The 12708-nt window shown below is 74.2% G+C and carries 11 protein-coding genes and 1 pseudogene; 4 read left to right on the forward strand and 8 right to left on the reverse strand.

Going from position 1 to position 12708, the window contains the following annotated elements:
* A partial coding sequence (locus ADY59_RS42955; protein ID WP_049575750.1) for an ROK family protein occupies positions 1–286 on the forward strand: 286 nt, incomplete at its 5' end.
* A 252-nt stretch (positions 287–538) separates the two neighbouring features.
* The gene (locus ADY59_RS42960; RefSeq protein ID WP_049575752.1) at positions 539–742 is read left to right on the forward strand and encodes a cold-shock protein; all 204 of its coding nucleotides are present in this window, start codon (positions 539–541) and stop codon (positions 740–742) included.
* 199 nt (positions 743–941) lie between these two features.
* Here the strand turns inward: ADY59_RS42960 and ADY59_RS42965 are convergent, their stop codons facing one another.
* From ADY59_RS42965 to rfaE2, 6 genes are all read right to left on the reverse strand, one after another.
* On the reverse strand, positions 942–1259 hold the full coding sequence (locus ADY59_RS42965) for a hypothetical protein (protein WP_049575753.1): 318 nt from the start codon (positions 1257–1259) through the stop codon (positions 942–944).
* Positions 1260–1334: 75 nt separating this feature from the next.
* Positions 1335–4061: a helix-turn-helix transcriptional regulator gene (locus ADY59_RS53605; RefSeq protein ID WP_049575756.1), complete on the reverse strand. Its 2727-nt coding sequence runs from the start codon at positions 4059–4061 to the stop codon at positions 1335–1337.
* A gap of 269 nt (positions 4062–4330) precedes the next feature.
* Positions 4331–6016: a carbamoyltransferase family protein gene (locus ADY59_RS42975; protein WP_231619163.1), complete on the reverse strand. Its 1686-nt coding sequence runs from the start codon at positions 6014–6016 to the stop codon at positions 4331–4333.
* A 55-nt stretch (positions 6017–6071) separates the two neighbouring features.
* Positions 6072–7106, reverse strand: coding sequence for a glycosyltransferase family 9 protein (locus ADY59_RS42980; protein ID WP_231619164.1), 1035 nt, complete (start codon positions 7104–7106; stop codon positions 6072–6074).
* On the reverse strand, positions 7103–7918 hold the full coding sequence (locus tag ADY59_RS42985) for a glycosyltransferase family 2 protein (RefSeq protein ID WP_049575761.1): 816 nt from the start codon (positions 7916–7918) through the stop codon (positions 7103–7105). The genes ADY59_RS42980 and ADY59_RS42985 overlap by 4 nt, the downstream gene beginning before the upstream one ends.
* Positions 7915–9345: a D-glycero-beta-D-manno-heptose 1-phosphate adenylyltransferase gene (gene rfaE2, locus ADY59_RS42990; RefSeq protein WP_049575765.1), complete on the reverse strand. Its 1431-nt coding sequence runs from the start codon at positions 9343–9345 to the stop codon at positions 7915–7917. Before rfaE2 ends, ADY59_RS42985 begins: the two co-directional genes overlap by 4 nt.
* 162 nt (positions 9346–9507) lie before the next feature.
* On the opposite strand from rfaE2, the gene ADY59_RS42995 reads away from it, so the two are divergent.
* Positions 9508–9849, forward strand: coding sequence for a YciI family protein (locus ADY59_RS42995; protein ID WP_049575766.1), 342 nt, complete (start codon positions 9508–9510; stop codon positions 9847–9849).
* Positions 9850–9864: 15 nt separating this feature from the next.
* On the opposite strand, the gene ADY59_RS43000 is transcribed toward ADY59_RS42995, so the two are convergent.
* A complete protein-coding gene (locus ADY59_RS43000; RefSeq protein WP_049575769.1) occupies positions 9865–10446 on the reverse strand; it encodes a TetR/AcrR family transcriptional regulator in 582 nt (193 codons plus the stop codon).
* A gap of 138 nt (positions 10447–10584) precedes the next feature.
* Between ADY59_RS43000 and ADY59_RS43005 the strand changes: the two genes are divergently transcribed.
* Positions 10585–12114, forward strand: coding sequence for an MDR family MFS transporter (locus tag ADY59_RS43005; RefSeq protein WP_082310835.1), 1530 nt, complete (start codon positions 10585–10587; stop codon positions 12112–12114).
* A gap of 69 nt (positions 12115–12183) precedes the next feature.
* On the opposite strand, the pseudogene ADY59_RS52030 reads toward ADY59_RS43005, so the two are convergent.
* Positions 12184–12708, reverse strand: a pseudogene (locus ADY59_RS52030) (NrfD/PsrC family molybdoenzyme membrane anchor subunit); the annotation flags it as partial.

Below are 12708 nucleotides of genomic sequence, written 5' to 3' on the forward strand. Positions count from 1 at the left end.
GGTGGTGGGGGCGCTCGACGAGGCCGGGACCGCGCTGGGAACGGCGCTGGCCGGGGCGGTGAACCTGCTGGACCCGGCGGCCGTGGTCCTCGGGGGCGCCTATGCCGAGCTGGGGGAGTGGCTGCTGCCCGCGATGCGGCGCGAGCTGGCCGCGCGGGTGACCGTGCGGTCGTGGGACCCGGAGGCGCTGACCGTGTCGGAGCTGGGCAGACGCGGCCCGCTGGTGGGCGCGGCGCTGGCCACGGTCCGCTCGATCCTGGACGATCCGGCCGCCCTGTGGACGTGATGCGTCAGCCGTGCGGGCGGGGGCCGGCGGCGTGCCGGTGATCTTCGCGAAATCGTCGTGGCACGGTGCCGAGCGTGCTAGCGTATAAGGCGTTGCAGTTCTGGTACCCATGGATTTCGTATGCGCCTGGCGGGATGTGACCCTCGGGCGCATTTGTGTTGTCGGCGGTCATTTTCCTCAGGTGTCACTACGGCGACACGGGATCCGCGAACCGCGCTTCCCCGCACTCTTCGCCAATCGAAGGAGATTGACATGGCGACCGGCACCGTGAAGTGGTTCAACGCTGAAAAGGGCTTCGGTTTCATCGAGCAGGACGGTGGAGGCGCCGACGTCTTCGCCCACTACTCCAACATCGCGGGCAACGGCTACCGCGAGCTGCGCGAGGGTCAGAAGGTCAGCTTCGACATCACCGCCGGCCAGAAGGGCCCGCAGGCCGAGAACATCGTCCCGGCCTGACGATTCCCCTGAAGGCCTGACGCACAGCTAAGGCCTGAAGCACCGGCGAAGGCCCGTACCCCCCGAGGGGGTGCGGGCCTTCGTCATGCCGCCGTCCGCGCGGCTCTTCCGTCCCGCCGGACCGTCCGGCCTCCCGCAGGGCTAACCGGTCGGTCGGATCCGGCGGGACGTGGCCCCTATCGGGGGACGGGGCGTTCGGTCATCTGGCGATCCGCACCTCACCCGAGACGGTGTCCAGCTCCTCGACCTGGAAGCCGGCCAGCGCGAGCCGGATGTCACGCGCGCCCTCCTGCGCGGCGGCGGCCGCCTCCGCGCTCCGGAAGAGCGTGATCGTGACGACGGTGCCGTCGTCGGCGGCGATCGCGTAGTAGCCCACGATCCCTTCGGGCACCTTCACCGGCGACCCCTCGCCCTCCCCCGAGAGCTGGCCGGCGAACTTCCGTTCGACCGTCGCCATGAGTTCGTCGACCGTGCCCGCACCTCTGCTGTACCTGCGGATCATCGCATGCACGTTCATGTCTCCTCGTCTCGTGTCATCCCGCCGGGCCAGGACGACGACGCTAGGCGGCGGGCGTGCCGCCCCGCATCTGCGTCATGACCGGTCGAGCGGCAGCCGGGCGAGTTCGCCCCGGCCGGCCACGTTGAGCTTGGGGAAGACCTTGTGCAGGTGGTAGCCGACCGTCCGCGGGCTGATGGACAGCCTGGCCGCGATCTCCCTGTTGCTCATGCCGTCGGCCGCCATCCGCGCGATCCGCAGCTCCTGCGCCGTGAGCAGGCCGGACAGCTCCGGCTGGTCGCTCCTGCGCGACGGGCCGCGTTTCCCGGCGGCCCTGAGCTCGGCGCCCGCGCGTTCGGCCCACGGCCGGGAGCCGAGCGATTCGAAGATTTCCATCGCGGACTCGAGCAGCGGGCGGGACTCGGCGCTGCGCCGCTCCCTGCGCAGCCACTCGCCGTGGAGAAGCTCGGTCCGGGCCCGCTCGAAGACGCGCCCGCCCCGCCGGTGCAGCCGCACGGCACGCGCGTACGCCGCGCCGGCCTCCGCCCCTTCGCTCAGCAGCGCGGTACAGCGCAGGCCCACCGCCTCCGACCAGGGCTGCCCGGTCAGCCGGGCCCAGTCCTGGACACGCCTGTCCACGGCGCGGGCCACGTCGAGCCTGCCGAGCCGGACGGCGGCCTCCACCACGTCGGGCGCCCGGTGCAGCAGCGCCATCGCGCGGGCGGCGGGGGCGCGCAGCGCGTGGTCGCCCGCGCGCCGCACCACCGGCTCGAACCTGCCGTGGGCCAGGTCGAGGAGATTGAGCGCGGCGTACCGCATGCCGGCGCTGCCCGGGTCCCGGGTGTCGGCGATCTCCTTGACCAGGTCGCGGACCTTGTCCTCGTCGCCCTCGATGCCCGACAGGTAGGCCAGGATGCCGGTGAGCAGGTTCGCGTACTGCGGCTGTCCGGTGTCGGCCGCCACGCGACGCCCCTCCTCGGCGCTGGCCCTGGCCTCACGGTGACGGCCGCTCCACATCTCGGCCCTGGCCTTCAGCAGCAGCGCGACGGGCAGCACGCCGATCGCGCCGAGGGTGCGGCACTCGTGCTCGATCGCGACGGCCCGCGCACGGGCGGCGTGGTCGTCTCCGGCGAGCATGTCCCAGATCGCCAGCTGCGCCCGCTGCTGCAACCCGGCCGGTTCGCCCGTGGAGCGGACGCCCTCGATCACCTCGCGCAGCCACGGCAGCCGCTGCCCGGGCTCGTCGGTCGCCAGGCCGCCCAGGCCGGACATCGCCCGCCAGAGCGGATGGGCCCGGTCGCCGCCCGACAGCGCCGCGACTCGCTCCAGCGCGGGGAAGTCTCCCGCCAGCCAGGCGGTGGTCATGGCCTCGAAGTACAGCCCGGCCGCGGCGTCCGGGCAGGCGCTCAGCGCCCGGGCGGCGGCGGCGAGCGTGGGATGCGCGAGGTCGGTCCTGCCGCGGGAGGTGGCGACCATGGCCCGCGTCCCGGCCACGTGCGCGAGCTCCAGAGGGTCGTCGAGCACGGACAGGGCCTGCTCGGCCAGGCGCTCCGCGCGCCCGTGCTGCCCGCTCTCGGCCGCCGCCCGCGCCGCCGTGGCCAGCCGCCTGCCTCGCCCCGCGCGGTCCGCGCTCAGCTGGGCCGCTCGTTCGCAGGCCGCCGACACCGCCGCGCAGCCGCCCCTGCCGCGCGCCTCCGCCGCGCTCTCCTCCAGCGCTCGGGCCACGTCCTCGTCCGGGCCCGTCGCCGCCGCCGCCAGGTGCCAGGCCCGGCGCAGGGCCGCTCCCGGACGGCTGTCCAGGGCGCCGGCGAGTGCCCGGTGTACGGCCAGCCGTACCGTGAACGGGGCGTGCTGGTACGCGGCGGTCCGCGCCAAGGGGTGGCCGAACCAGAGCAGTCCATCGCCGACGTGGATCAGTCCGGCGGCCTCGGCGGGACCCGCGGCGGCCAGGGAGTGGCCCAGCCGTGCCGCGGCCTCGGCCACCAGGCCGAGCTCGCCGTCACCGGCGGCGGCGAGCGCGAGCAGTGCCCGGGTGTCCTCGGGGAGGGCGGCCAGGCGGTCGCGGAAGATACGCATCACGCGCTCGGGGAGCGAAGCGGAGCCGACGGCCCGCTCGGGGAGCGCCCCCGCACGCTGTTGCGGGCTGAGCGTGCCGGGGAGCTCGATCAGGGCCAGCGGGTTGCCTCGCGCCTGCTCCATGACGTGGTCGCGGACCGAGGGAGCCAGGCCGGGGGAGTGCTCCTGGAGCAGCAGCCCGGCGGGCGTGCGCGCGAGCGCTTGCAACCTGAGCTCGGGGACACCGGGGGCGGCGAACGGCGGGCCGTCGTCACGGGCCGCGAGGATCAGCGCGATGCCCTCGGCCCCCAGACGGCGCGCGGCGAACAGCAGCGCCTGCGCGGATGAGCGATCGAGCCAGTGCGCGTCGTCGACGAGGACGAGGAGCGGGCGCTCCCCGGCGAGATCGGCCAGCAGGGAGAGCACGGCCAGCCCGATCATGAAACGGTCGGTGCGCGGCGGCTCCTGCCCCAGGCCCAGCGCACCACGCAAGGAGGCCGCCTGACGGCTGGGCAGCGCGTCCGCCCTGTCCAGGACCCCGCGCAGCAGCAGGTGCAGTCCCGCGAACGGCAGCTCCATCTCCTGCTCGGCCCCGCTACAGCACAGCACCGTCAGCTGATCGCGCGCCCGCTCCGCGGCGTGACCGAGCAGGGCCGACTTGCCGATACCCGCCTCTCCGCGGATCACCAGCGCCGCGCTGCGGCCCTCCCGCGCGCCGGTCAGCAGGTCGTCGACCGCGGCCAGTTCGCCGTCTCTTCCGTGCAGCATGAGGCCTCCCCGGGTAAGTCCTAACATGGGGACATCGCGGCCCGGGTCAGGGGAGGGTGCGCGGCCGCCGCCGAGCCGCTGAGCTGGGCGTTTGGCGGTGCGGGGAGCGGGGGACGCCGGAAGGGTGATCAGGGGCTACGCCGAGCGGCCGCGAACCTGGTCGGCTACGAGTGTGACGGGGCCGAGTTCGACCGCGACGCCGACGTGCGCGCACGGCACGCCGCCGGACTTCACGATCCTGGCGGTCGGCGACGCGCGGCCTGGACAGCTCACCGGTGGTCGCCCGGATCACCCGCAACGTCCTGGACCGGCTCGGCCGAGGGCACCGGCGGCTCGTCGCGCTTGCGGATCAGGTAGGGCGGCATGGCGAGCGCGTGCAGGTTCGTCGCGCGCAGCGTCGCGATCGACTGCTCCGGCGTCTCGGTCAGCGGGTCGCCGGGGCCGTTGAGCGAGGTGCTGATCAGCACCGGGCAGCCGGTCAGCTCGTGCCATCGGGTGAGCAGCTCGTACAGGAACGGCGTGCGGTCCGGCTCGACGGTCTGCAGCCGGGCGGTGCCGTCCACGTGCGTGATCTCCGGCAGCGCCGCGCGGTAGGGCGGGCGCACGTCGGCGGCGTACTGCATGAACGGCGCCGGCCGGTCCACGTCGAAGAGCCGCCGGGCGTGCTCGGCCAGCACCAGCGGCGCCAGCGGCCGGAACCACTCCCGGTCCTTCACCTCGGTGTTGACGAAGTCGCGCACGCCGGGCCTGCGCGGGTCGGCGAGGATGCTGCGGTTGCCCAGCGCGCGCGGCCCCGACTCACTGCGTCCCTGGTGCAGGCCGACCACGCGGCCGCCGGCGAGCAGCTCGGCCATGGCGCGCGCGAGGTCGCCGGGCCGTTCGGCCACCAGGTCGCCGGGCAGCGCGCCGACGGCCGCGTCGATCTCGCCCGGGTCCGGGTCGGGGCCGAGGAAGTCGTCGGTCCAGCGGAATCCGCTCTCCTCGCCGAGGCACTCGATCAGGCCGTACAGGGCGCAGCCGATCGCGGTGCCGCCGTCGTGCGGGCTCGGCGGGATGAACACCTCGCGGAACGGGGACTCGCGGATCAGCGTCCCGTTGGCCGAGCAGTTGAGCGCGGTGCCGCCGGCGAAGGCCAGGTTCTCCAGCCCGGTCCGCTCGTGCAGCCAGGCCGCCAGCGCCGCCAGCGCCCGCTCGAACGCGCGTTGCCCGGCCGCCGCGAGGTCGGCCGAGCGGGCGAAGTCCGCCTCGCCGTAGCGGAAGGCGCCGCCCCGGCCGAACAGCTCCGTCCACGCGTCCGGGATGTGCGTCTCGTGGCCGCGCACGTCGAGGTCCGGCAGGCCGAGCGCGTCCGGGTCGCCGTACGGGGCCAGCCCCATCACCTTGCCCTCGTTGCCCTCGCCGGCCGGCCAGAGCGCCTTGGTCAGCAGCGCGTAGAAGCAGCCGAGCCCGGCCGGTCGCGCCCAGTCGCCGTCCCAGAGCTGCTTGGCCAGGCATTCGATCCGCTCCCGTGAGCAGCGGTAGAACGAGGCGACCTCCAGCAGGTCGCCGGAGGCGTGCATCGGCTCGGTGAGGTCGCGGGCCCGGCTGCCCTGCGCGTCCACCACCAGGCCGGCCGCCTCGGCGAACGGCGACGGGTGGAAGGCGCTGTACAGATGGCTCAGGTGGTGCGAGACGAGCACGATCGGGACGTCGTCCCCCAGGTCGAGTGTGTCGCGCAGCTCCTTTCGGTAGGCGTCGAGGTTGCCGATCTCGTCGTCGGAGGAGTAACCCTCCACGACCAGGTCCACTCGCCCGGCCAGCATCGGCAGCCTGGGCAGGTAGTGGTCCGGCAGGTCGCCGAGCCGCCCCCAGTGGTGCTTGCGGCGGCTCATCCGCTCCTTCTGCAGGCTGTACATCCCGGACCGGCCCACCGCCACCGCGATCGAGCCATCCTGTGTCCGGTTGATGCCGATCACGACAGGACTATCAGACATTTCAGCAACCCCCTCACCAGGGAGTTCTGTACCCATATCACAGTATGTAATCGATCCGTAGCAGATCGTGCGCCTGCTCCAGCACCGCCTCGACCGGGATGCCGGCCACCCACGACGGGTCGTGCGGGCAGCGCGGCGCGGCGGGGTCGAGCCCGTCGGCCCCGCACACCGGGCAGGCCGGTGTCCACGACACCAGCGGCCGGTGCCGGGCCCGGCTGAGCGGCCCGGCGTTGATCAGGTTGCCGCACCAGTAGACGCCGATCGTCGCCGTGCCCACGGCCGCCGCCAGGTGGCGCGGCCCGGTGTCGTTGGCCACCACCAGGTCGCACCGCCGGTAGAGGGCGGCCAGTCCGCCCAGGCTGAGCGCGCCCGCGAGCGGCACGGCGGGCCGCCGCATCGCCGACACGACCCCCGCCACCAGGTCGCCCTCGGCCCGGCTGCCCGTCACCACGACCGGCCGGTCGAGCCGGTCGGCGACGGCCGCGAAGCTCTCCACCGGCCAGCGGCGGCGCGGGTCGGTCGCCCCTGGATGCACCGCGACCAGGCCGGCCGGCGGCTCCCCGAGCACGGCCGCCACCTCGGCCGCGTCGCGCCCGGTGACCTCCAGCCGGGGTTCGAGCCGGTCCGCGGTGGCGCCCACCAGCGCCGCCACCTCCAGGAAGCGCAGCGTCTCGTGCTGGTGGTCCGCGTAGTGCACCCACCGGTCCAGCGGCTCGGCGTCCGGCGCCCGCAGCCCGACGGTCATCCCCGCGCCCAGCTCGCGCACGAACGGGTTGGAGTACCGCCCGCCGCCGTGGATCTGCACCGCCAGGTCGAAGCGCCGCTCCCGCAGCCGCGTGAACAGCCCCGGCGGCGCCCGGTGCCCGTCCTCCATGGTCGACACGCCGGTGACCGGCGGCAGCGCGACCACGTCGGCCACCGGCCCCGGCCGGTCCCGCAGGAACGCCGCGTGCCAGTCGAGCCCGAGCAGCGTGATCGCGGCTGCGGGGAAGCGGCTCCTGAGCGCCTCCAGCGCGGGCAGGGCGAGCAGGAAGTCGCCGACCGCGTTGGCGCGCAGCACCGCGATCCTCACCGCGACTCCATGACGTAGTCGTAGCATTCGGCGCTGCGGTCCGCGACGGTCGTCGGCAGCTCCAGGTGGTAGGCCATGCTCGGCAGCAGCCCGGTGCCGCCGTACTCCTCCATGACCCGCAGTTGCGCCACCACGTCCTCGCCCGCGTGCCGGCGCGGCACCGAGCGCCAGAAGCCGAACCCGCCGCGCTCCACCAGCCGCTGCCGGTCGTACAGCACGCAGCCGCCGACCCACGCCACCTTGTACGGCCACCACGGCCGCCCGCCGCCGCGGGCCCGCTCGGCCAGGTGCGCCGGGTCGGCCGCGTTGTGCAGCGTGTAGCGCTGCCAGGCCGGGCTGCCGCGCCGCACCCGCTCCGGCAGCACGCCGCCGGTCCACTCCTCGTACGGCGACAGCTCGTGCGGCCGCACGTCCGCCAGGTACGACAGCCCCTGGACGGCGAAGCCGACGAACCCGCAGCCCAGCTCCCCGATCGCGGACAGCAGGATCTCGGCGGCGGCCGGCTCCAGCCACACGTCGTCGTCCAGGTACAGCGCGAAGCGGCGCTCGGCCCGCTCCAGCAGGAACTGCCGCTGCCCGGCCGACCCGCGCGGCGGCACGTGCCGCAGCACCTCCACCCGGTGGCCGCGACGGCGGGCGATCCGCACCGCCGTGGCCGCCAGCGGGTCGTCCTCGACGGGCGTCCGCGACTGGTCGGAGATCACCACGCGGACCCCCGGGACGGTCTGCGCGGCCAGGCCCGCCGGCGTGACGGCCAGCGCCGCGGGCCGGTCCCTGGTCGGGACGAGCACGTCCAGCAGGCCGCCGCTCACGGCTGCTCCGGCAGCGAGCGCACCCGTTCGATGATCGCCGTCGTGGACCGGTCGGAGACGTAGTCGAGCACCATGACCTCGCCGCCCATGGCCCGCACCAGCGGCGCCTCCGGCAGCATGGCGGCCGTGTAGTCGCCGCCCTTGACGTACAGGTCGGGCCGGATCATCCGCAGCAGCCGCTCCGGCGTGTCCTCCTCGAAGGAGGTCACGTAGTCGACGTAGCCGAGCGCCGCCAGCACCGACATGCGGTCCTCGCACGAGTTGATCGGCCGGCCCGGCCCCTTGAGCCGCGCCGTGCTCGCGTCGCTGTTGACGGCCACCACGAGCACGTCGCCGAGCTGCGCGGCCCGCTCCAGGTAGGTGACGTGGCCCCGATGCAGGACGTCGAAGCAGCCGTTGGTGAACACGATCCGCTGCCCGCGCCGCCGGTGCTCGTCCAGCCGCTCGGCCAGTTGCTCGGCGTGCCGGTCGGCCGGGCGCAACAGGTCGTCCTCGCCGCGCAGCGCCTTCAGCAGCTCGTGCCGGGTGCACGTGGCCGTGCCCGGCCGCCGCACCACCACCCCGGCCCCCGCCTGCGCGGCCCGCGCCGCCTGCTCCGGCGCCGCCCCGCCGGCCAGCCACAGCGCGAAGGCCGCGGTGAACGTGTCGCCCGCCCCCGTCGTCATGTGGTCCGGCGCGGGATCGGCGTAGGTCCGGTACGGCGCCCGCCCCGGCCGGTGCAGCAGCGTGCCCTCGCCGTCGAGCGTCGTCACCACCATCCGCGCCCCCGACGCCGCCAGCAGCCGCTCCGATCGTTCGGTCAGGAACCGCACCCGGTCGGCCGTGTCGCCGTCCTCGCCGAGCAGCTGCAGCACCTCGCCGTAGTTCGGCAGCATCGCCGTCGCGCCGCACTCCCGCCACGGCGTGACCACGTGCGCGTCCACGACCAGCACCGGCAGCCCGGCCAGCGCCCGGCGCACCGCGGGCGTGCACACTCCGCCGCCGTAGTCGCAGGCCACCACCACGTCGGCGCCCGGCAGCGCCCGCTCCAGCTCGGCCAGGATCCGCTCCTCGGCCTCACCGTCGAGCGGCTCGCGGTCCTCCTCGTCGTAGCGGGCGATCAGTTGCTCGCCGGCCATCAGCCGCTGCTTGTGGGGAGTACGGCGGCCCGGCACGGTCACCAGCCGGGCCTCGACTCCCAGCAGTCCGAGCGCCCGGGTGAGCGTGCCGGAGCAGGCGTCGTCCCCGATCGCGCCGATCAGGCGCACCCGCGCGCCGAGCGCCACCAGGTTCGCCGCCGCGTTGCCGGCGCCGCCCGGCGCCTCGTCGGTGGCCTCCACGCTCACCACGGGCACCGGCGCCTCCTGGGCGATCCGCCGGACCGGCCCGCGCAGCCAGGAGTCGAGCATCACGTCGCCGACGACCACGGCGTCGATGTCGCTGTTCATACGCTGCGTCTACCTGGAGAAACGGCATCCAAACGAAGTTTTGCCGTGGCGGTGTCGATTCCATCGCCCCGCGCTTGCCGTACTAGGGAGGAGGGAACGGACACCCACGACGGAGGCTGACACCATGACACGGCACTACGAGATCCGCGGGGAGGTGGCGCGATGACCCGGTACGCGGTGCTCGTCTTCGAAGCCGTCGCCCCCGCCGACCTGCCCCACGAGGTCCAGGAGGCGCACCTGCGGGTGCCCGAGCGGGTCGCCGGGCGCGGCGGCCGGCTCGTCGCCGGGCTGTCCCTGGAGCAGCCCGAGACCGCCACGGCGATGCGCGGCGGGCAGGTGACCGACGGGCCGTTCACCGAGGAGCGGGAGGCGCTCGCCGGTGTCCTCGTCATCGAGGCGCGCGACCACGACCACGCGCTGTCGATCGCCGAGCTCGTCCCCGTCGTGCGCGGCGGCGTCGAGGTCAGGCCGCTGCTCGGCGTCCTGGTGCCGGAGGAGGGCTGAGGCCGGCCGGCGCGCTCAGGCGAACGGGAGCGCCATCTGCTCCAGCATCTCGTCGATGACCTCGTGCAGCGGGCGCGCCTGCTCCTCCTCGATCCAGGTGTGGGTGGCGACCCGGAGCGCGGCGAGGAAGGCGGCGGCGAGCACCCGGGGGTTGACGCCGCCGGGGCCCCGCCGCTCGATGGCCTGGGCCAGCTCCCGGTCGAAGGCGGCGTGGTTGGCGAGCTGCCGGGCCAGCAGCGACGGGTGCTTCATGGCCAGGCGGGCGCGGACCGCCCACTCGCGCTCGGGGACGCCGACCTCCTCGTAGAGCCGCTGGACGGCGCCGCGCAGCGCCTGCCAGGGCGGCCGGTCGGCCGGTTCGGCGCGCACCTGGTCGACCAGCGTGCGGATGCGCCGCTCCTCGCCGTAGAGGAGGGCGTCCTCCTTGCCGGCGAAGTAGTTGGAGAACGTGCGGCGGGAGATGTTGGCCGCGTCGGCGATGGCCTCGACGGTGAGCGCGTCGAAGCCGTGCTCGACGGTGAGCCGCAGCGCCGCCTCGTGCACGGCCTGCCGCGTCTCCGCCTTCTTGCGCTCGCGCAGGCCCAGCGTGCTGTCCATGATGCGGTCAATCTTACCGGCTGGGAATAACTGCCCGGTGCGCAAACTTGCTCAGTGCGCATGTAGGGTGTCCCTGCATATTTCTGATGATTTGGGGGGACGCGCGTGAGCGCAACCACGGAAGCACCGCCCGGGCAGATGACCCACAGGCAGATCCTCGAAGCCCTCAGCGGCCTGCTGCTGGTCCTGTTCGTCGCGATGATCAGCGGCACGATCGTGTCGGTCGCGCTGCCGCAGATCATCGGCGCGCTGGACGGCAGCCAGTCGCAGTACACCTGGGTGGTCACCGCCTCGCTGCTGGCGGCCACGGCGTCCACGCCGATCTGGGGCAAGCTGGCCGACCTGTTCAACAAGAAGCTGCTGATCCAGATCTCCATCGTGATCTTCATGGTGAGCTCGCTGGCCTGCGGGTTCGCCCAGAACACCGGCCAGCTCATCGCCTTCCGCGCGGTGCAGGGGCTCGGCATGGGCGCCCTGCAGGTGCTGGTGCAGGTGGTGATCGCGGCGATGATCAGCCCGAAGGAGCGCGGCCGCTACAACGGCTACCTGGGCGGCGTCATGGCCGTGGCGACCGTCGCCGGCCCGCTGCTCGGCGGCCTGATCGCCGACACCTCGTGGCTCGGCTGGCGCTGGTGCTTCTTCGTCGCCGTGCCGTTCACGCTGGCCGCGCTCGCCCTGCTGCACAAGACGCTGCACGTGTCCACCGCCCGCGCCGCCGATGTCAAGATCGACTACGTGGGTGCGACGCTGATCGCGGCCGGGGTCAGCGTGCTGCTCATCTGGGTCACCTTCGTCGGCAACTCCTTCGACTGGCTCTCCTGGCAGACCGCGGTCATGGCCGGCGGCGGGGTCGTCGTCCTGGCCGTCGCCACCTGGGTGGAGTCGCGGGTGAGCCAGCCCGTGGTGCCGCTGCACGTCATCCGCCGCCGCACCCCGGCCCTGGCGATCCTGGCCAGCCTGGCGGTCGGCATGGCGATGTTCGGCGGGTCGGTCTTCCTCGGCCAGTACTTCCAGATCGGCCGCGGCTACACGCCGACCGAGGCGGGCCTGCTCACCATCCCGATGATGCTCGGCGTGCTGGTCTCCTCGGCCGTGAGCGGCAACATGGTGTCCAAGTCCGGCCGCGTCAAGCCGTACATCGTCACCGGGTCGATCGTGCTGACGGCCGGGTTCCTCGTGCTGTCCACGATGGACCACGAGACCTCGCTCTGGCTCATCGGCGGCGCGATGGTGCTGGTCGGCGCGGGCGTCGGCATGTCGATGCAGAACCTGGTGCTGGCCATCCAGAACACCGTCCCGCTGCGCGAGTTGGGCGCGGCCAGCGGCGCGGTCACCTTCTTCCGCTCCCTGGGCGGCACCATCGGCGTCTCGGTGCTCGGCGCGGTCCTGGCCGGCCAGGTGGCCACCGACATCACGCAGGGCCTGGCCAGGGCGGGCATCACCGGCGCGGCCGCCGCCGAGTCGGCCGGTTCCCTCAACCTGGCGGCGCTGCCGGAGCCGGTCAAGACGATCATCCGCATCGCCTACGGCGACGCGACCGGGCACATCTTCCTCATCTCAGCCGCCATCGCCGCCGTCGGCGTCGTGGCCACGCTGTTCCTGCCGAAGATCACCCTCCGCGACAGCGTCGACCTCCAGCCGGCCGCCGGCGAGAAGGCTCCGGCCTGACCTCCCGCGCCGCCAGCCACGAGGCTGCGCAGGTGGCCAGCACGATCGTCAGGAACGGGGCGTACTTCTTCATTGGGTGTCGTCCTCCTCCTGGGCGAGCCGGGCGCGTTGCGGCTCGACGGTGTAGCGGGGGTCGCGGGCGGAGGCCATCCCGGCCTCGAACACGCCGAACCGGGTGCAGATCGAGCCGGCCAGCAGCGCCGCCCCGGCCGCCACGGCGGCCCGCCGGCTGCGGCGGCCGGCGGTCCGGCCGAGGATCGCGCCGGTGACCGACAGGGCCTGCCCCAGGCGCAGCAGCCGCCCGCCCCGGCCCCGCCTCAGCGGCTCGGCCGCCATCCCGAGCCGGCGTTTCATCCGCTCGGCGGCGGCCACCTCCACGGCCACCCCGGCCACCGCCGCCCGCCGCGCCGGTCCCGCCTCGGCGAGCGGCGCGGCCAGCATCCCGATCCCCGCCGCCGAGGCCGCCGCCGACCCGGCGAACAGGAACGGCATCTCCCGATGCCCGTCGTGCCACGCGGGCACGGCGGGGTCGCCGATCCGCACGGCCGTGTAGGTCGCCCGCGCGGGCCCCCGCAGCCCGGCCCCCACCGGGTT

This window comes from Nonomuraea sp. SBT364 (genome assembly GCF_001083785.1).
In the GTDB taxonomy this organism is placed as follows: domain Bacteria; phylum Actinomycetota; class Actinomycetes; order Streptosporangiales; family Streptosporangiaceae; genus Nonomuraea.

What these genes read in the sequence shown, in the direction of transcription:
- ADY59_RS42960 (WP_049575752.1), top strand. Translation starts at nt 539, where the DNA reads ATGGCGACCGGCACCGTGAAGTGGTTCAACGCTGAAAAGGGCTTCGGT.
- ADY59_RS42965 (WP_049575753.1), bottom strand. Translation starts at nt 1,259, where the DNA reads ATGAACGTGCATGCGATGATCCGCAGGTACAGCAGAGGTGCGGGCACG.
- ADY59_RS53605 (WP_049575756.1), bottom strand. Translation starts at nt 4,061, where the DNA reads ATGCTGCACGGAAGAGACGGCGAACTGGCCGCGGTCGACGACCTGCTG.
- rfaE2 (WP_049575765.1), bottom strand. Translation starts at nt 9,345, where the DNA reads ATGAACAGCGACATCGACGCCGTGGTCGTCGGCGACGTGATGCTCGAC.
- ADY59_RS42995 (WP_049575766.1), top strand. Translation starts at nt 9,508, where the DNA reads ATGACCCGGTACGCGGTGCTCGTCTTCGAAGCCGTCGCCCCCGCCGAC.
- ADY59_RS43000 (WP_049575769.1), bottom strand. Translation starts at nt 10,446, where the DNA reads ATGGACAGCACGCTGGGCCTGCGCGAGCGCAAGAAGGCGGAGACGCGG.
- ADY59_RS43005 (WP_082310835.1), top strand. Translation starts at nt 10,585, where the DNA reads ATGACCCACAGGCAGATCCTCGAAGCCCTCAGCGGCCTGCTGCTGGTC.